At 64.8% G+C, this 17,749-nt stretch carries 16 protein-coding genes; 9 read left to right on the top strand and 7 right to left on the bottom strand.

Going from position 1 to position 17,749, the window contains the following annotated elements:
• The first annotated feature begins 93 nt into the window (after window positions 1-93).
• Both QCE83_RS24920 and QCE83_RS24915 read left to right on the top strand, forming a co-directional pair.
• Entirely contained in the window at window positions 94-1,233 is a 1,140-nt protein-coding gene (locus QCE83_RS24920; RefSeq protein ID WP_309817656.1) for a porin, read from the top strand.
• Window positions 1,234-1,427: 194 nt separating this feature from the next.
• Window positions 1,428-1,700 (top strand): DUF4148 domain-containing protein, encoded by a 273-nt coding sequence (locus QCE83_RS24915; RefSeq protein WP_309817653.1) that lies wholly within the window; start codon window positions 1,428-1,430, stop codon window positions 1,698-1,700.
• A gap of 25 nt (window positions 1,701-1,725) precedes the next feature.
• Here the strand turns inward: QCE83_RS24915 and QCE83_RS24910 are convergent, their stop codons facing one another.
• Both QCE83_RS24910 and QCE83_RS24905 read right to left on the bottom strand, forming a co-directional pair.
• The gene (locus QCE83_RS24910; RefSeq protein WP_309817651.1) at window positions 1,726-3,876 is read right to left on the bottom strand and encodes a hypothetical protein; all 2,151 of its coding nucleotides are present in this window, start codon (window positions 3,874-3,876) and stop codon (window positions 1,726-1,728) included.
• A gap of 6 nt (window positions 3,877-3,882) precedes the next feature.
• Window positions 3,883-4,170, bottom strand: coding sequence for a hypothetical protein (locus tag QCE83_RS24905; protein WP_309817647.1), 288 nt, complete (start codon window positions 4,168-4,170; stop codon window positions 3,883-3,885).
• Between the two features lie 410 nt (window positions 4,171-4,580).
• Between QCE83_RS24905 and QCE83_RS24900 the strand changes: the two genes are divergently transcribed.
• From QCE83_RS24900 to QCE83_RS24875, 6 genes are read left to right on the top strand one after another with little or no spacing between them, the layout of a single operon-like run.
• On the top strand, window positions 4,581-5,873 hold the full coding sequence (locus tag QCE83_RS24900) for a gallate dioxygenase (protein ID WP_309817644.1): 1,293 nt from the start codon (window positions 4,581-4,583) through the stop codon (window positions 5,871-5,873).
• A 22-nt stretch (window positions 5,874-5,895) separates the two neighbouring features.
• Window positions 5,896-7,245, top strand: a complete 1,350-nt coding sequence (locus QCE83_RS24895; RefSeq protein WP_309817640.1) for an aromatic acid/H+ symport family MFS transporter — start codon at window positions 5,896-5,898, stop codon at window positions 7,243-7,245.
• An 18-nt stretch (window positions 7,246-7,263) separates the two neighbouring features.
• A complete protein-coding gene (locus QCE83_RS24890) occupies window positions 7,264-8,289 on the top strand; it encodes an amidohydrolase family protein (protein WP_309817636.1) in 1,026 nt (341 codons plus the stop codon).
• 2 nt (window positions 8,290-8,291) lie between these two features.
• The gene (gene ligK, locus QCE83_RS24885) at window positions 8,292-8,975 is read left to right on the top strand and encodes a 4-carboxy-4-hydroxy-2-oxoadipate aldolase/oxaloacetate decarboxylase (RefSeq protein ID WP_309817634.1); all 684 of its coding nucleotides are present in this window, start codon (window positions 8,292-8,294) and stop codon (window positions 8,973-8,975) included.
• 8 nt (window positions 8,976-8,983) lie between these two features.
• Window positions 8,984-9,679 carry a substrate-binding domain-containing protein gene (locus QCE83_RS24880; RefSeq protein ID WP_309817632.1) on the top strand — a complete coding sequence of 232 codons (696 nt, stop codon included), beginning with the start codon at window positions 8,984-8,986 and terminating at the stop codon, window positions 9,677-9,679.
• Complete coding sequence (locus QCE83_RS24875) at window positions 9,676-10,065, top strand: hypothetical protein (protein WP_309817629.1); 390 nt, start codon at window positions 9,676-9,678, stop codon at window positions 10,063-10,065. Before QCE83_RS24880 ends, QCE83_RS24875 begins: the two co-directional genes overlap by 4 nt.
• A 12-nt stretch (window positions 10,066-10,077) precedes the next feature.
• Here QCE83_RS24875 and QCE83_RS24870 read toward each other — a convergent pair whose 3' ends face one another.
• Complete coding sequence (locus QCE83_RS24870) at window positions 10,078-11,178, bottom strand: NADH:flavin oxidoreductase/NADH oxidase (protein ID WP_309817624.1); 1,101 nt, start codon at window positions 11,176-11,178, stop codon at window positions 10,078-10,080.
• A gap of 106 nt (window positions 11,179-11,284) precedes the next feature.
• On the opposite strand from QCE83_RS24870, the gene QCE83_RS24865 reads away from it, so the two are divergent.
• Window positions 11,285-12,202, top strand: a complete 918-nt coding sequence (locus tag QCE83_RS24865) for a LysR family transcriptional regulator (protein WP_309817621.1) — start codon at window positions 11,285-11,287, stop codon at window positions 12,200-12,202.
• Between the two features lie 64 nt (window positions 12,203-12,266).
• Here QCE83_RS24865 and QCE83_RS24860 read toward each other — a convergent pair whose 3' ends face one another.
• The 4 genes from QCE83_RS24860 to QCE83_RS24845 form a co-directional block, all read right to left on the bottom strand.
• Window positions 12,267-13,823 carry a methyl-accepting chemotaxis protein gene (locus QCE83_RS24860; RefSeq protein WP_309817619.1) on the bottom strand — a complete coding sequence of 519 codons (1,557 nt, stop codon included), beginning with the start codon at window positions 13,821-13,823 and terminating at the stop codon, window positions 12,267-12,269.
• A 277-nt stretch (window positions 13,824-14,100) separates the two neighbouring features.
• Window positions 14,101-15,075, bottom strand: coding sequence for a glycosyltransferase (locus QCE83_RS24855; RefSeq protein ID WP_309817617.1), 975 nt, complete (start codon window positions 15,073-15,075; stop codon window positions 14,101-14,103).
• 258 nt (window positions 15,076-15,333) lie between these two features.
• Window positions 15,334-15,747 (bottom strand): hypothetical protein, encoded by a 414-nt coding sequence (locus QCE83_RS24850; RefSeq protein WP_309817614.1) that lies wholly within the window; start codon window positions 15,745-15,747, stop codon window positions 15,334-15,336.
• 21 nt (window positions 15,748-15,768) lie between these two features.
• Window positions 15,769-17,733 (bottom strand): RICIN domain-containing protein, encoded by a 1,965-nt coding sequence (locus QCE83_RS24845; protein WP_309817612.1) that lies wholly within the window; start codon window positions 17,731-17,733, stop codon window positions 15,769-15,771.
• Window positions 17,734-17,749: the final 16 nt, after the last annotated feature.

Raw genomic sequence — 17,749 nt, 5'->3', positions numbered from 1 at the left:
CACACATGAAAAGAACGTGATCCACACCTGAAGGCGATTGCTGTCGCGCCGGCGAGGTCAAGTACGGATCCCGTCAAGGAGACAGCGTCGATCATGAATCACCGGACCGCAGCGTGGACCTGCGCAGCATTGATGAGCATCGTTCCCGTGTGGGCGAATGCCGAAGTCCCGACTTCGAGCGCACCGCTGCCATTGGGCGGAAGCTCCGTCACCATCTACGGCCTGATCGATCAGGGCGTGGAGTTCGTCAACAACGTGGCGAAGGGCAAGAACGCCACCACCAACAGCTGGCGCACCGGCGACGGCACCGCTACCTCCTACTTCGGCATTCGCGGAGTCGAGGATCTCGGTGGCGGTATCCGCGCCATCTTCGACCTGCAAGGCGGTTTCCAGCCGACCAACGGCGCCTCGCGGCAGGGCGGCCGTCTGTTCGGACGTCAATCGTATGTGGGCATCGACGGGAAATACGGGCGGCTCACCTTCGGCCGCCAGTACACGATGCGCTTCTATGGCGTGTCGTTCATCAACCCGTTCGGCACGGGGGCGCAAGGCATCACGACGCTGGATAACGGCATCGCCAACGCGCGGGCCGACAACTCGGTGAGCTATCGCTACTTCCTCGGCGACTTCGAAGGCGGCGTGAACTACAGCTTCGGCCGCGACGCCGTGGCGGGCAACAGTTCAGTCGCCACGAATTGTCCCGGGCAGACCACGCCGTCGAACCAGTGCCGGGAATGGTCGGCGCTGCTCAAGTACGACGCGCACACGTGGGGCGTGGCCACCTCCTACGAGCGCAACTACGGCGGCACCGCGGCGACGTGGGGCGGCCTCACCTCGCCCGACAAGGCCGATGCCCGCATCACGCTGGGCGGCTACGTCAAGTTCCACGGCATCAAGCTGGGCGTCGGCTGGATTCGGCGCCTCGACGACGGCATCGCGACGCCCCGCAGCAATCTGTTCTGGGTGTCGGGCACCGTGCCGGTGAATCCGTTCTTTCATATCGACGGCATGGTGGCCCAGCTCAGATACGATCAGTCGCCCAACAAGGCGCTCGTCGAAGTGCTGCGCGGCGAGTACCTGTTGTCCAAGCGGACCCTGCTCTATCTGACCGGCGAGCACATCAACAACTCGGGCACCCTCGCACTCGCGGCGACCACCTTGTCGCCCACGGCCAGTCCGCCGGCCGGCGGCGGCCAGATCTCGATCATCGCGGGTATCCGGCATACCTTCTGAAGCCTCGCGATGCTGTCACGAAGCTGTCCATCAACGTTCGATTCAATGACGCCGCGCTGACTTCCCGGTGCGGTTGACCATCGGGCAATCACGATTGCCCGCTCCGGCATTTACCCTGTCCTGGCGCGCTGCTAAGCTTTTCCCACAAGTCGAGTACAACGTGGGCGCAGCGCGCCGCAACACAGGGGTTTGCCATGAAATCGCTCGTCAGGGTCGTCATTGCGCTGGCCGTTGCCGCTCCGGCCATCGCGTTCGCGCAGGCAAGTTCACAGCCTCTTACCCGCGCGCAAGTGCGCGCCGACCTGGTCCAGGCCGAGAAGGCCGGTTATAGCCCGACTGCCTGGGCCTATTTCCCCGAAGGCGAGATGCAGGCCGCGGAATTCCACAAGGCCGCGCATCAGGCTGCCGTCGGCGGGTATGGCGCGGACTGGAACGGCGTGTCGCAGGCGGGCGCCATCGCCCGTTGATCGAGCGGACAGCGCGAGGCGCGTTTCAGGCTCTGGCCGCCGCGGTGCGCCGCTTTTTTGCCGGCGTCTTCGCGGGCAGCGCGCCGTTGCCATGCGCTTCAGTCGCCGCCGGTGGTTCGAACTTGCCGCTGGACGCCATCTCAGCGAGCGACAGACTCGGAATCAAGGTCTTGTCGTGCCGGTAGATGTCGGCGAGTTCGGCTTCGGAGAACGCAACTAGCTTGTTCTTCGCCAATGCATCGCCGGAACCCGCCGCCCACGCCGATGCCCACAGTGAAGCGAGCAGTTTGACGCTGTCGGCGAGCGACGCGATCGTGGCTTTCCGGATCGTATCGTTTGCCCACAGGCGCTTCTGCCGCTGCGGCACGTTCAGCGTCGGGTCATCGGCATCGATGATGCGTTGCGGGCTCAGGCGCTGGTGCACCGCGTACATCAGATCCAGTGTTGCGCTTGCGGCGTCATGACCCGTGGCCGCCGCGCCTGCATCGGCCTCGCTGCCGGCGATGGCCTTGTTGACCCCTTCCAGCATCGCGACCGGATCCACTTCGAGCATGCCTTCCTCGTAGATGCTGTGAATCTTCGCGGCAGCGCTGCCGGAGAAGGTCGTGAATGCGTCAGAGCTTTTCGGGACGGGATATTGCCGGCCATCATGCTCGACGAGCGGCGGTGTGCCGTGGTGCAGCCACGAGCAGTGAAGCGGCTGGGACGCATCGCCCACGTAGTGCGCCAGTATCCCGGTCGCCGCGACGAAGCGCAGCACGTCGCCGTCTTCGAGATAGGCCACCATCGCCTCCCAGATCTGCCACACGCGAAAGGGCAGTGCGCCTTCTTCGGGACCTGTGCCTGCTTTGGCGAAGCCGTCGAAATACGCCTTCCACTGCGTCGCGGAACAATTGCGCTTGTCCTGATGACAGCGGTCCAGCATGCTCTTGCCACCGTCGATATCGACGATGTCGATGTCCGCGAAATGCTGTATCGGCTCGTTTGGACGAGCATGCACCCAGACGTAGTCGGGGACATCGGCGAGCGGCACGTAGGCATTGCTGCCCATCTTGAATGCCTTGCCTTGTCCCAAGGTCGCGTCATCGAAGCCGATCCGCGCCTGGTTCGCCAGCATGAGTGTCGAGAGCTTGCCTTTGAGCAGCTCGCAAGCCTTCCAGCCAATGGCGAAGTGACCGAGCTTGCCCCAGTATTCGTCGTGACCGGTGCTCCAGTCGTGCTCGAGCTCCAGGTCCAGCGTGCGCAAGACGGTGGACAGGAAACCGCCCAGCGCGAAGGCGCTGGCCTTGCCGTCGGGGAGCCGGAAGCGTTGCCCGCCCCATTGGACCGCGACCGGCTGCAGCCTTCGTGCAAGGGCGCCGCGTTCCGGCGCCTGCTCATGCACGAGCCGATCGGGATGAGTCTCGCGCGGGGTTCCCGGCGGATCGTAGAACCACAACGTGCCCGAGTCTCCGGGCCGGGTGAACGGCGGTTCCTGAGGGCGTGTCCGCGTTCCGGTCTGCTTGCGGGCGCCGATCAGCACATCGGTCGAATACTCGATGCCTCCCGTGCCGCGCGGCTGGAAGAACAGCGCCTTGATCTCGCCCTCCATCACGCCGGACGTGCCGCCGAACGCTCGCAACGGCGTGCCGATCAGGTCGAGCGTCAATGACGCCGCCGTCGCCTGATAGCTCTCGCCCACTTCACCGATGCCGAAGACCTGCGAGGTCCAGTTCGAGACATCGCTGATGCGAACCAGGCCGACATCGAAATTGAGCATGCCCTTCAGGACCGAGAACTCTGGAAAGGCTTCGGAAAAGGCAAGTTTGCTGAGGCCGAGGTTGACGGCGTTGCCGACTTCGCGCGTGGAATCGCCGACATAAGCGCTCACGGGTTGTCCCGGCTCGCCGGCGACGTGCCGGCTCGTCAAGGCATAGAACGATCCGTCCTTGTTCACGATGCATCCGAACGTGCCCATGCGTTCGATGCCTTGATCGGTTCGCAGGCAGGCATAGCCGCCGCCGACCATCGGGCTCACCTGGGACGGGCCGGGGGAGGGCGGTCCGGCCTCTTCATCGGCGGGAGCGAGGACGACGCACGTCGGGACGACGCGTCCGTCGCTCAGATACAGCGCGCGCGGAACGAGATTGCCGCCCAGGTGCTCGGGCTCGACCCACTCGCGCACGAAGACGAGCACGCACGGCTAGGACCACGCGCGTACGACGCCGTTATCCAGCGTGCGCGGCGTCGATGCTTTCGCGACATCGGCGGGACGGGGTTCTTCCGGCGAATGGCTGGCGTACCAGTCGTCTTCATGAATGAGATACCGGCCGATCGCCGTAGCCACGACGTTGTCGAGATTCGACAACTGCACGTGCTGGGCTTCCCTGGCTTCCAGGAGATCGAGTACGGAGAGCGACGAGAAATCGCGCCGTGGCGGAAAGGTCCGCTGCGCGCCTTGCGACGGGGGCTGGGCCGGTGTGCCACGCATGGTCGTCTCCACAGGTCAGTGACGCCGGGACTCGGAACAAGGGATGGCGCCGGTTCGAGCGATGTGTGCAGTGAGCATGGTGCGTCAGTGTTGCGTCAACAATGTGACGTTTGAAAGGCGCGGGGCGTGGGTCGTGCGAATTTTCGTCCAGACGAGGGATTCCACGCCGCCGCTTGCGTCCTGCTTCACCCGCCATCTGTTTTGTTTATCGCGATACGCGGGAAGCGGCTCGTGAAGAACTGCCGAAAAGCCCTGTCGCAGCACCGTTCCGGGCGCACGAACCCCCTTCCATAAAAGCTATCTTCTGGTTAACGCGTAGTCCCGCCAAAGACGCGATCTCCGCTACCCTTCGACTTCAGTTTTCCCTGAAGCACGCCCGCCCGGCGACGCATTTCGAAGGAGTAGCGCACATGGCACGGATCATCGGAGGCATTGCCGCCTCGCACACGCCGACAATCGGTTTCGCGTTCGACAAGAACAAGCGCGACGATCCCGTCTGGGCGCCGATCTTCGAAAACTTCGCGCCGCTCGCCGACTGGCTCGCCGAGAAAAAGCCCGACGTCATCATCTCGATCTACAACGACCACGTCACGTCGTTCTTCTTCGATCACTACTCGGCGTTCACGCTGGGCGTCGGTCCCGAATGGAGCGTCGCGGACGAAGGCGGCGGCGCGCGCGACCTGCCGCCGATCAAGGGCCATCCGGAACTGGCCGCGCACATCGGCACGTCGCTGATGAGCGACGAGTTCGACATGTCGTTCTTCCAGAACAAGCCGCTCGATCACGGCTGCTTCTCGCCCCTCTCGATGCTGTGCCCGCACAAGCCCGCGTGGCCGGTCAAGCTCGTGCCGCTGCAAATGGGCGTGCTGCAATTGCCGGTGCCGAGCGCGCGGCGCTTCTACAAGCTCGGGCAGGCGCTGCGCCGCGCCATCGAGAGCTATCCGGAAGACCTCAAGGTGGCGATTCTCGCGACCGGCGGCCTTTCGCATCAGGTTCACGGCGAACGCGCGGGCTTTAACAACACCGAATGGGACGCGCGCTTCCTCGATCTGTTCGAGCGCGATCCCGAGCAACTGGCGGACATGACGCTCGCCGAGTACGCAACGCTCGGCGGCTACGAAGGCGCCGAAGTCATCATGTGGCTCACGATGCGCGGCGCCTTGTCGGCGAATGTGGTGTGCAAGCATCGCAGCTACTACCTGCCGTCGATGGCCGGCATCGCCACGGCGATCTACGAAGGCGAGGGCAGCGAGACGAAGCCCGCGATCATCGAGCGTCATCGGCAGAAGATGGCGGTCGAGCTCACCGATGTCGAGAAGCTCGACGGCACCTATCCGTTCTCCATCGAAACCGCCGTGCGCGCGTATCGCATCAACGATTACCTGCATCGCATGGTGGAGCCCGCGCATCGCGAAGCCTTCAAGGCCGATGAAGAAGCGAGCTTCGCGGCGGCCGGCCTTTCCGAACAGGAGCGCGACCTGATCCGCCGCCGCGACTGGCGCGGCCTGCTGCACTACGGCGTCATCTTCTTCATGCTGGAAAAGCTCGGCGCGGTGACGGGCATCTCGAACCTGCATATCTATGCCGCCATGCGCGGCGAAACCCTCGAAGAATTCCAGAAGACCCGCAATGCGCCCGGTGCGCTGTATTCGGTCGCGGGCAAGAGCGCCGACAAGCTCGACTGGGACAAGAGCAAGAACTGAACGACACGTGGAGGAGACAGACATGAACAACGGTAAAACCATCGACATCAAGCGCTTCATCGACGAGCGCCCGATCTCCGCGTACCAGTGGCTGCTGGTGGCGCTGTGCTTTCTCATCGTCGCGGCGGACGGCATGGACGTGGCCATCATGGGCTTCGTCGCGCCCTCGATCATCGCGGACTGGCACATCTCGCGACCCGCGTTCGGGCTCGTCATGAGCGCGGCGCCGCTGGGCCTCGTGATCGGCGCGCTGGCGGCGGGACCGGCTTCGGACCGCATCGGCCGCAAGTGGGTGCTCATCACCTCGGTGTTCCTGTTCGGCGTGTTCACCATCGCGACCGCGTTCACGAACTCGCCCGCCAGCATGGCGTTGCTGCGCCTGCTGACCGGCATCGGCCTCGGCGCCGCCATGCCGAACACCACCACGCTGCTCTCCGAGTACGCGCCGCAACGCAAGCGCGCGCTGCTCATCACGATCATGTTCACGGGCTTCAATCTCGGCTCGGCGCTGATCGGCTTCGTCGCGGGTGCGCTGATTCCGGTGCATGGCTGGCGCTCGGTGCTGATCTTCGGCGGCGCGTTGCCGCTCGTGCTGATCCCGCTGCAAATGTGGCTGCTGCCCGAGTCGGCGCGTCTGCTCGCCGTGCGCGGCGCGACGGCGCAACGCATCGGCAAGGTGCTGGGCCGCGTGTGCGGCGCGCGCTTCGACGGTAGCGAAACCTTCGTGTCGCAAGAGCCGCCGTTGCCCACCAAGAAGCCGATCGGCGTGCTGTTCTCGCACGGCTATGGTTTGCTGACCGCCGCGCTGTGGGTCACGTATTTCATGGGCCTGCTGGTGATCTATCTGCTGACCGGCTGGCTGCCGACGCTGATGAAGGACGCAGGCCTCACCGTCTCGGCGGCCGCCAATGTCACCGCGATGTTCCAGATCGGCGGCACGATCGGCGCGATCCTGGTCGGCTGGATCATGGACCGGGCGCGGCCCGCGCCGGTCATCAGCGCCGCCTATCTCGGCGGAGCAATCTGCGTGCTGGGCCTGGCATGGATCGGCGCGCTGTCGTCGTCGCTCGCGGTGCTGGTGTTCGCGGCCGGCTTCTGCATGAGCGGCGCGCAGACCGGCCTCAACGCCTTCGCGCCGAGCCGCTATCCGACCGTCGCGCGCGCTACCGGCGTGAGCTGGATGCTCGGCATGGGCCGCTTCGGCAGCATCTTCGGTTCCGCCTTCGGCGGCGCACTGCTGGGCCTTGGCTGGGAGTTCGGCGCGATCCTCGCGATGCTCGCCGTGCCCGCGACGCTCGCCGCCATTTCGATTCTGGTCGCGCAACGCACGCACGTCGACGAAGCGCATGCGCAGACCACCGCAGCACACTAGTCCCTGGAGCAATAACGGATGATCATCGACATACACGGCCACTACACCACCGCGCCCAAGGCGCTCGAAGCTTGGCGCAACCGGCAGATTGCCGGCATCAAGAGCCCGGCGGAGAAACCCGCCGTCTCGGAACTGCGCATCAGCGACGATGAACTGCGCGAGTCGATCGAAAGCAATCAGCTGCGCCTGATGCGCGAGCGCGGCCTCGACCTCACCGTGTTCAGCCCGCGCGCGAGCTTCATGGCGCATCACATCGGCGACTTCGAGGTGTCGAGCACGTGGGCCGCGATCTGCAACGAGCTGTGCCATCGCGTGAGCCAGTTGTTCCCCGACTCTTTCGTGCCGGCCGCGATGCTGCCGCAAAGCCCGGGCGTGGATGTCGCGACGTGCATTCCCGAACTAATGAAGTGCGTCGAGCAATACGGCAATGTGGCGGTGAACCTGAACCCGGATCCGTCGGGCGGACACTGGACCAGCCCGCCGCTCTCGGACCGCAGCTGGTATCCGTTGTACGAGAAGATGGTGGAATACGACATCCCCGCGATGATCCACGTCAGCACGAGCTGCAACGCGTGCTTCCACACGACCGGCGCGCACTACCTGAACGCGGACACCACGGCGTTCATGCAATGCCTGACGTCCGACCTGTTCCGCGAATTCCCGACGCTCAAGTTCGTGATCCCGCATGGCGGCGGCGCGGTGCCGTATCACTGGGGCCGTTTCCGCGGTCTCGCGCAGGAGCTGAAGAAGCCCTTGCTGAAGGATCATTTGCTCAATAACGTGTTCTTCGACACCTGCGTGTATCACCAGCCGGGCATCGACTTGCTGACGCGCGTGATTCCCGTCGACAACATCCTGTTCGCGAGCGAGATGATCGGCGCGGTGCGTGGCATCGATCCGGAAACCGGGCATTATTTCGACGATACGAAGCGCTATGTCGAGGCCGCGCAAATCGAGCCCGAAGCGCGCTACAAGATTTACGAAGGCAACGCGCGCCGCGTGTATCCGCGCCTGGATGCGGCGCTCAAGGCAAAGGGACGTTGATCATGTTTGAACTGGGAGTGGTGTATCGCAACATCGAACGCGCGGATGCGGAAGCCGCCGCGAAGCTCTGCGCGCTCGGCTCGGCCACCGTGCATGAAGCCATGGGGCGCGTCGGGCTGATGAAGCCGTATATGCGGCCGGTTTTCGTCGGCGCGCAGGCCAGCGGCACAGCGGTGACCGTGCTGCTGCAACCGGGCGACAACTGGATGCTGCACGTCGCGGCCGAACAGATCCGGCCCGGCGACATCGTGGTCGCGGCCTGTACGGCGGACTGCACGGACGGCTTCTTCGGCGACCTGCTCGCGACCAGCTTCAAGGCGCGCGGCGCGACGGGACTCATCATCGACGGCGGGGTGCGCGACGTGCGCGTGCTGACCGAGATGAACTTTCCGGTCTGGAGCAAGGCCATTTCGGCGAAGGGCACCGTGAAGGCGACGCTCGGCTCGGTCAACGTGCCAGTGGTCTGCGCGGGGGCGCTGGTGACGCCGGGCGACGTGATCGTCGCGGATGACGACGGCGTCGTCGTGGTGCCGGCCGCGTCCGCGCGACAGGTGCTCGACAAGGCGTCCGCGCGCGAGGCGCTCGAAGCCGGAAAGCGCGAGAAACTCGCGAGTGGCATACTCGGGCTCGACATGTATAGCATGCGCGAGCCGCTCGAACGGGCGGGCCTGCGCTATATCGACTGATTCGAGCAATGACCGATGTTGCACTGAACGGCCTCTCGTCGATGGCCACGCGCCGTCTGCTCGACGAGCTTGCCGCGTCCTTCATGGCGCACTCGGGCCGGCGCGTCGCCATCGAGTCCGTGGGCGGCGTGGCGGCGCGCAAGCGCGTCGAGGAAGGCGAGGCGATGGATATCGTCGTGCTGGCGTCGAACGTGATCGACCAGCTCGCTGCGGCGGGTCACGTCGATCCACAGAGCCGTGTTCCGATCGCGCGCTCGGGCGTGGCGGTCGCCGTGAAGGCCGGGGCGCCGCATCCGCGCATGCACGATGAAGCCGACGTGCGCGAAGCGGTGCTGGCAGCGCGCAGTATCGGTTATTCGACCGGTCCGAGCGGCGTCTATCTGACGCAGTTATTCGAGCGTTGGGGCATTGCCGAGCGTATCGCGGCGCGTTGCGTGCAGGCGCAGCCGGGCGTCGCGGTCGGCGCGCTGATCGCGCGTGGCGACGTGGAACTGGGATTCCAGCAGATGAGCGAGATGATCGGGATCGCGGGCATCGATGTGCTCGGCATGCTGCCGGCCTCCATCCAGACGCTCACGGTCTTCACGGGCGCAATCGCCGCCACGGCGAGCGCGCCCGCACTCGCGCGCGAGTTTCTCGCCTACGCCATTTCTCCCGAAGCGGATGCCGTCAAGGTGCGTCACGGCATGGAGCCGGTCCGATGAGCACGCAACTGAGCGAACGCTGTCGTGCGCAGCTGTATCGGCTGCGCATGGCGACGCCTGCCGCGCTGGTGATCTTCATCCTTGCCGAGAACCGCGAGAGCGCGACGCGCCGGGCGCGCACCGCGTTGTCGATGCTGCGTGACGTGCCGTTGCATGAATCGCACGTGGAAGAGGCGTTGTCGTTCGCCGAACTGGCGCGGGCGGGCGTCAGCGAAGATCGCGATGTGCGCGTGTTCGAAGACAGCTCGCACGACGGCACGGTGAACGCCTGGCTCACCGCGCCGCTGTTTCTTACCAACGACGGTTCTCTGCTCGGCAAGTGGGCCGAGCTGTACGCGGACCTCGCGGCGCAGGCGGCCCACGCCGCGATCCGCAAGGCGCGCTAGCCGAAGCGTTGGTCACTCGGCGACGGCGTAGCGCTCGAGCCAGTGCGCGTACGGCGCAGGCAGCGCCCACGACGGCTTCTCGACTTTCAACTGCTTCGCCGCGTGATACGGCCAGTGCGGATTCGAAAGATGCGCGCGGCCGATCATCACGAGATCGAGCTGCCCCGATGCCACAGCGTGTTCAGCGTTCGGCGGCGAATCGAAACCCCATGCGGACGCCACCGGAACCTCGGCTTCCTGGCGCACGCGTTGCGCCACCGGCCCGAGGAATGCCGGGCCCCACGGAATGCTCACATCCGGCGTGGAGAAGCCCACGCTCACGCTCATCAGGTCGAGTCCCTTGCCGCGCAGCGTCTTCGTCAGTTCGATCGATTCCGCGAGCGTGGTTTCGTCGCGGCCGTCGTATTCGATCACGCCGAAGCGGGCCGTCAACGGCAGGTTTTCCGGCCAGACCTCGCGCACGGCATCGAAGGTCTCGACGATGAAGCGGCTGCGGCCGGCAAGATCGCCGCCGTATTGATCGTCGCGCTGGTTGGCATCGACGGAGAAGAAGCTCTGCGCGAGATAACCGTGCGCAAAGTGCAGTTCGAGCCATTCGAAGCCGGCCTCGCGGGCGCGGCGCGCCGTCGCCGCGAAGTCCGACTTCACGCGCGCGATGTCGTCCAGCGTCATCGCGGCCGGCACCTTCGGCAGACCGCCGCCGAACGCCACCGCCGACGGCGCGATCGTGTCCCAGCCACGTGAATCGCCGGCTTTGATGTGGTCGTCGCCTTCCCACGGACGGTTCGCGCTCGCCTTGCGTCCCGCGTGCGCGATCTGGATGCCGGGCACCGCGCCCGCCGCCTTGATGGCCGACGCAATCTGCTTCATGCCTTCGATCTGCGCGTCGTCCCACAGGCCGGTGCAGCCCGGCGTGATGCGTCCTTCCGGCGACACGGCGGTCGCCTCGACGATCACGAGGCCCGCGCCGCCGCGGGCCAGGCTCGTGTAATGCGCGAGGTGCCAGTCGTTGACGAAGCCGTCGATGGCGCTGTACTGGCACATCGGCGGGATGGCGATGCGGTTGCGCAACGTAACGTCCTTCAGCGTGAAGGGAGTGAAAAGTGCAGACATCCGGGAGTTTCCTGAAAGCGATCGAGTGAGTTGAGGCATCAGAGATTACCCTTACCTCGTTATAATTAAAACTATCTGTCGATTATCGCTTCAATAAGATTTCGTAATGCTCAATCCGCAATGGCTTCGCACCTTTCTCGCTCTCGTCGAACACGGCAACTTCACACGCGCGGCTGAACAGTTGAATCTCACGCAGGCCGCCGTCAGCCAGCATCTGCGTCATCTCGAAGATCAGCTCGGTCTTTTGGTGGTGCGCCGTCCGCGCGGCATCGAGCTGACCCCGGCGGGCCGCGCGCTGCTCGACTATTGCGGCGAGATGGAACTGGCGGACCGGCGCCTCGCCTCGCGTCTGTCCGACCAGGAAGACGAAGCGGGTGAGGTCGGACTGATTACGCCCGGCAGCATCGGGCTCGTGCTGTTTCCGTTGCTGCTCGATCTGCAACAACAACGTCCCGAATGGAAGATGCGGCATCGCTTCGCGCCGGATTCCGAAGTGCTCGACGCCGTGCTGGAAAGCCGCTACGACCTCGGTATCGTCGCGTTGAAGCCGGACGATCCGCGTCTTGCCGCGAGCCGGTTCATTGAGGAACCGCTGGAACTCGTCGTGCCCGCGCATGAAGACGTGCACGAATGGAGCGATCTGGAACGGCTCGGCTTCATCGACTATCCCGAAGCGCACGCCACCGCCAGCCGTTTGTTGAGCCGGCGCTTTCCGGGCAATCCCGGTGTCGGCAGTTTGCGGCGGCAGGGCTTCAGCAATCAGATCAGCCTGATCCTCGAATTCGTCGCGCGCGGGCTCGGCTTCACGGTGATTCCGCGTTATGCGCGCATTGCCTTCGGCCGGGAGGAGGAGATCGGCGTCATGGAGTGCGGCGCGCCGGTCATCGATACGCTGTGGCTCATTCATCGCGCCGAATGGCCGCTGCCCGCACGGTGCGCGCGCACGGTGGAGTACTTGCGCGAGCACGTCTCCGTGCCCGTCATCAAGTGCGAAGCGAAGCGCAAGCGCGTACTCAAGGTCTGAAAGCAAACGCGGCCCGCGTTCCCTTCGGAACGCGAGCCGCGGGTTACCGCTTGCAGTTAAAGGCTCAGGCGGTTGCGCGCATGCCTTCGTCTTGCAGGCGGAAGGTTTCCACTGCCGTGCGCAGCGCGCCGGCCTGATCTTCGAGCGACTGCGCCGCCGCTGCCGCTTCCTCGACGAGCGCCGCGTTCTGCTGCGTCACTTCGTCCATCTGCGTGACGGCGCGCGCGACCTGATCGATACCGCTGCTCTGTTCCTCGGAGGCCGCCGCGATCTCGCCCATGATGTCCGTCACGCGCTGCACAGCCGTGCTGATTTCGGTCATCGTGCGGCCGGCTTCATCGACGAGCGCCGTGCCCGACTGCACGCGTTCCACCGAGTTGTCGATCAGTTCCTTGATTTCCTTCGCCGCCGCCGACGAGCGTTGCGCAAGCGATCGCACTTCGCCCGCCACCACGGCGAAGCCGCGTCCTTCTTCACCGGCGCGCGCTGCTTCCACTGCCGCGTTTAATGCAAGGATGTTGGTCTGGAACGCGATGCCTTCGATGATCGTGATGATGTCCGCGATCTTCGACGAGCTCTGGTTGATCTCGCCCATCGTGGTCACGACCTGCGAAACGACCTGACTACCCTTGCCCGCGATATCCGAAGCGTTGGCCGCGAGCACGCTGGCCTGACGTGCGTTGTCGGCGTTCTGCTTCACGGTGCCGGTCAGTTCGTCCATGCTCGATGCCGTTTCCTGAAGCGCCGAGGCTTGCTGCTCGGTGCGCGAAGACAGATCGATGTTGCCCGCCGCGATCTGCTTGGTCGCCGATGCAATCGACTCGCTGCCGCCGCGTACCGTGCGCACGGTGTCGATGAGGCTCGACTGCATGGCCGCGAGGCCGCGCAGCAACTGGCCCATTTCGTCGTTCGACGTGATGCTCACGCTGCGGCGCAGGTCGCCCGATGCGATGGCGTCGAACTGTGCGAGCGCGGCGTCAAGCGGACGGGAAATGCGGCTGCGCAGCGAGATCCACGTATAGAACGCGGCGGCCACGCCCACGAGAATGGCAATGATGTTTATGGTGCGGAACAGGTCGAAGGTCGACTGGCCGGCGTCGTACGCCCGATTGGCCTGTTCGAACTGAAGCTTGCGCAAATCGACGCCCGCTTTCGCGAACTGGTTGAAGGATGCCTGCATGGCGCTGGCATCGTCGATGATCTTCGCCTGATCCTTCGCGCGGATGTCGGCATAGCCCTGGTCGATCAGCTTTTGCAGCGAGAGGCGCTCCGTGTTGAACTTGTCCGCGAGTTCTTTTTCTCCCTGACCTTGCGGCAGGCCGGAATACTTGGCCCATGCGTCGTCGGAGATCTTGCGCATCAGCGCGCCCCGGCCGATCGCATCCTCGGCGGCGGGCGTGCCGACATTGAGAGCGGCGCGGTCGAAGCTCAGCCGCTCGCGCGCCATGAACATTTCTGCGTTGCCCACTGACACCGCGCTGGGCATCTGATTGGAGAACAGGTCGTGAGTGACCGTGTTGGAGCGGCTCATGCCGATCAGTCCGACCGCGCCGATCGCGATCAGAAGCGCGCTCAGTATGGTCATGGCCAAGGCCAGACGGCCTTTGATGGTCGAAAACATAGGTATCTCTAGGTGGGCTGCATCGTTGGGCGCGGGGCGCGATGACGGACGAAGAGGCTTCGCCCGTCGCGCGGCCGATGTTGTTCATCAGCCGCTTATATATCGACAGCGAAACGATGCCCTTTAGGCAACGATGGCGCGGGGAAGGGTGGCGGGCGAAAAAGGTCCTTGTTAACAAGGACTTCTTGTTTTTATAAGGGTTAGCCCGGAAGCACGTCCGCGCCGGCGGGATTCCTTACAAAATGTTTATCGCGTTCATTCGGGATGCCGGACGTTCTCAGGGAAAGCGCGGCGCGCCCGAACGCTGGCGCATGCTCCGTGCAAGCAGCGCCCGCGCGATCAGCACGAGATGGTAGTAGAGGCGCGGGCTGAGCCCATACGCGTAGGCATCCGGATGAGCAAGCGCGGTGCGCAGCGCGGCACGCGGCGCATCCTGCCGCGCACGCAGCGAGACGACGATCGGCGCGAGCCTGCGCAACGCCATGGCGCGAGCCGGTTCGAGCGAAGCGTCGAGCGGCAGGCCGAGCACGAACGAATACGCGACGAGGGCGGCGGCACGCGGCGACAGGCGCGTGCTGTTCGAGATGGAGACGTCCGTCTTGCGGTAATACGACACGTATTCGGGCAGGTAATAGACATGCGACGCCGCGAGACACAACTCGACGCCGAACACGAAGTCGCAACAGGCCGCCGCTTCTTCGCGATACCCGACGCGCCGGACCAGCGGCGCGAGCGCCATCCAGCCATTGTTGGGAAACATCTGCACGAGGCCGGTTCGTCCGGCAAGCGGCTGCATGCCGCGCGCGCTGCGCGTGCGATGAAACGCGGCATTGAGCGTGGCGCTGCGCTGCGGGTCGATGACGCCCGCGGCATCGACTTCATGCTGGTCGCCGAATGCGACTTCCAGATGCGGGTAGAGATCCCACAACGACGCCAGCCGTTCGACGGCGGTGAGCGCGAGGTAATCGTCGTCGTGAATCAGCATGATGAGCGTGCCGGTCGCGCGTTCGAACAGGCTCGCGACATTGCGCGCCTGGCCAAGCGGCGGGTCGTTGCGGACATAGCGGATACGGGCGTCGTCTGCGTAGCGCGTGTCGATCAGCTGCTGCGTGGCGTCGTCGCGCGAATCGTCGCCGATCAGGATCTCGATGTGCGGGTAGCTCTGCGCAAGACCGGAATCGAGACATTCGACGAGCAGTTCCGGCCGGTCGCAGCTTGGCAGGCAGATGGAAACGGTCGGTGTGCTGGCCATGTCGTCCCTTGTCGTCTTTTGTTATCCGGATGAAGTCGCGCTTGTTTTACTCTTGTTCAGCAGGCGCTTCATAATGCGAAATGTTTCGCGAATGTCAGCAAGGTAGAAGAAAGACGACGAAAAATAATGAGAAAAAAATGGCTCGACGGACTTATAGGATTAGCTGAGGTAGCCAGGCGTTGACTCGTTCAAGGATCGGCACACGTTGATTTCCTCGTGCGTCGATCCATGTGGAGCCAAAGCCGAACACATGAAGTCTCATCGGCTCGTGACGAATCTCCACAGCGCGGCGCATTCGGCATCGCTTGGCTGATAACGCGGCATCGCCTTGCGCAGGATCACGCCAGCCGGGTCGACGCCGTTTTCGAGCGCACGGCAGAACGCGGCGGCGTCATAGTGGCTCGGCGGTCCGCCCCGGCGACGCGTCTCGCCGAGCAAAGCGTCATGCGTCAGCGGCGGCGCGAAGGCCGCCGAGGCCGCTGCGTCCGGCGTTGCGGCGTGACAATTGACGCAGCGGGTCGTCGATGAAGGCAGCGCGCGATTGTCGTCGCGCAGATGAGCGTGCAGCGGATGTTCGCCGATGAAGATCGCACAGCCGAGGTCGCCCGGTCTGCACGTCTGCTGCGCATGAGCGGCGAGGGCCAGGCAAGCGAGCGCAAGCGCGCCCGCCATGCCACCACAAAGCCGCCTCATTCAATGCACGCGCAGCACGCGCGCGACGCTCGGCACGCCCTTCGCGTTCAGCGCAAACAGCATGTAATAGCCCGGCACGACGATGCCGGGATCGGCGGGAACGTTCAGGTGATATTCGCCCGCGGTTCCCACGCTGTACGACAGCGGCACGCGCCGTTGCTCGTTGTTCAGCGAATGCGTCACCGACGACGAACGCATCAGCGCAAAAGCGCTCACGCCTCTACTGGCGTTGACGACGATGGTCGTGCCGAGTTGCGCGTCGGTGGGCACGGACGTGAGGCTCGGACGCGACGCGGCGGACCCATCGGCGTTGAGCAGATACGGCGGCGTCAGGATCTCCACGTCGGTGTGATTCGTCGCGCAGGTGCCGCACAGTCCGCCGCCGCCGCTCAGCACGCGTCCATCGGTCAGAAGCAGCGCAATGCTGTGATACACGCGCGGCACGGCCTGCGGATTGAGCGGCGAAAAGGCATTGGTAGCCGGGTCCCAGATCTCCGGCGTGAGGATGGCGTTGTCATCGGAGAACGGCGCTGCAAAGGTCTGCCCGCCCACCACCACGACCTGTCCGTTCGGCAGCACCACGCTGTTGTTGAAGGCGCGCTGGTAGCTCATCGGCGCGATGGTGCGCGTCACCGCCGTGCCGCTGCTGATGTCGATGAGCGCGGCATTGGACGTCGCCTGCGACTGGTCATAGCTCGGCGCGCCGCCGACCGCGAGAATCTTGCCGATGTCGTACATGACCGCGTTGCCGTTCATCGCGTCGTTGTCGTTGCCGCGATTGCCGGCCGCGGTGACGTTGCCGTTGCCCGCGGTATCGAACCAGTGCATTGCGCGGCTCGGTCCCGCATGAAACACGCGTCCATTGCCGACCGCGAACAGCCACGCGTGATTGTCCGAGCGGAAGATGCCGGCGGCGTCGTTGGTGAGGATGATGTCGTCGGTGATCGCGCCGTTGACCTGCCAGCCCGAGCCCGGGGTCCACGTTTCGCCCGTCTTGCCGCCGAGGCCGCCGTTCCACGAGCCGCCCACCAGGAACACATTGCCGTTGCTCAGTGTCACGCTGCCCTGATAGCCGCGCGGGATGTTCATCAGATTGCTCGATGACCATGAATTGGTCGAAGGCGAATAGATGCTCGTATTGCGCGTGTCCGATCCGCCTGTCACGAAGATCCGTCCATCCGGCAGATTGGCGATGCCCGGACAGAACATGTCGTGTCCGGTGTTGGTCACGATCACCTGCCGGCTCTTGCCGGTCGAGGGATTGAAGATCGCCGTGTAGGTCTTGCCCGGCGTGACTTCGCCGGTGGTGAAGTTGAGCGCGCTGTCGGCGGACCAGACCAGCACGGTGCCGTCGGGCAGATTGGCCGCCTGCACCGGCACGATGGGCAGCGTGATGGGCGCCGTCCACTTCGAGACCAGCGGCGGCTTTTGCGTCGGCAGGCCGCCGACTTTCCAGGTCTGCCCGGCGCTGCCGTCGCATATCTGCTGGGTCAGCTGCGGGCCCTGCGTGGTGGTGCTGGACGTACTCACGCACAGGCCGCTTTGCTGCACGACGATCGCATAGCCTCCGCCTTGCGGCACCATCGAGAAGGCCTGGTTGGGACCGCCGCTGCACGGCCACTGGATGATGACGCCGCCGGGGTTCAGACTGCGCCCCGAGACGTCCATGCACAGGTTGCTGTTCCGGTTGATGAGGTTATAGCGGGTGCCTGTCGCTGAAGGCAGCCATTGCTGGTTATTGCCGCCCCAGCAGGTCCACGAGAGCACCGGCGCGCCTTGCGTGACGGATGCACCGCTCACATCGGCGCACAGGTTGGTGCCATTCACCGTGAGCGGGCCATAGGTCTGCGCGCCGACCGTGGCCGGCATGCATGCAAGGACCAGCGGCAGCGTGACAGCCAGCAGCACGCGCATGCAGCGCCCGAGCCAGTCGGACACGCTCTTTGTCGAACGGATGCCTCGCATGGTTCTGCTCTCCGTG

Source organism: Caballeronia sp. LZ034LL (assembly GCF_031451215.1).
GTDB lineage: Bacteria > Pseudomonadota > Gammaproteobacteria > Burkholderiales > Burkholderiaceae > Caballeronia.
This window is presented reverse-complemented; position numbering and strand designations above follow the sequence as displayed.

Excerpts from the sequence above, each read along its gene's own strand:
- QCE83_RS24920 (WP_309817656.1), top strand. The coding sequence starts at position 94 with ATGAATCACCGGACCGCAGCGTGGACCTGCGCAGCATTGATGAGCATC.
- QCE83_RS24915 (WP_309817653.1), top strand. The coding sequence starts at position 1,428 with ATGAAATCGCTCGTCAGGGTCGTCATTGCGCTGGCCGTTGCCGCTCCG.
- QCE83_RS24905 (WP_309817647.1), bottom strand. The coding sequence starts at position 4,170 with ATGCGTGGCACACCGGCCCAGCCCCCGTCGCAAGGCGCGCAGCGGACC.
- QCE83_RS24900 (WP_309817644.1), top strand. The coding sequence starts at position 4,581 with ATGGCACGGATCATCGGAGGCATTGCCGCCTCGCACACGCCGACAATC.
- QCE83_RS24895 (WP_309817640.1), top strand. The coding sequence starts at position 5,896 with ATGAACAACGGTAAAACCATCGACATCAAGCGCTTCATCGACGAGCGC.
- QCE83_RS24890 (WP_309817636.1), top strand. The coding sequence starts at position 7,264 with ATGATCATCGACATACACGGCCACTACACCACCGCGCCCAAGGCGCTC.
- ligK (WP_309817634.1), top strand. The coding sequence starts at position 8,292 with ATGTTTGAACTGGGAGTGGTGTATCGCAACATCGAACGCGCGGATGCG.
- QCE83_RS24880 (WP_309817632.1), top strand. The coding sequence starts at position 8,984 with ATGACCGATGTTGCACTGAACGGCCTCTCGTCGATGGCCACGCGCCGT.
- QCE83_RS24875 (WP_309817629.1), top strand. The coding sequence starts at position 9,676 with ATGAGCACGCAACTGAGCGAACGCTGTCGTGCGCAGCTGTATCGGCTG.
- QCE83_RS24870 (WP_309817624.1), bottom strand. The coding sequence starts at position 11,178 with ATGTCTGCACTTTTCACTCCCTTCACGCTGAAGGACGTTACGTTGCGC.
- QCE83_RS24865 (WP_309817621.1), top strand. The coding sequence starts at position 11,285 with ATGCTCAATCCGCAATGGCTTCGCACCTTTCTCGCTCTCGTCGAACAC.
- QCE83_RS24860 (WP_309817619.1), bottom strand. The coding sequence starts at position 13,823 with ATGTTTTCGACCATCAAAGGCCGTCTGGCCTTGGCCATGACCATACTG.
- QCE83_RS24855 (WP_309817617.1), bottom strand. The coding sequence starts at position 15,075 with ATGGCCAGCACACCGACCGTTTCCATCTGCCTGCCAAGCTGCGACCGG.
- QCE83_RS24850 (WP_309817614.1), bottom strand. The coding sequence starts at position 15,747 with ATGGCGGGCGCGCTTGCGCTCGCTTGCCTGGCCCTCGCCGCTCATGCG.
- QCE83_RS24845 (WP_309817612.1), bottom strand. The coding sequence starts at position 17,733 with ATGCGAGGCATCCGTTCGACAAAGAGCGTGTCCGACTGGCTCGGGCGC.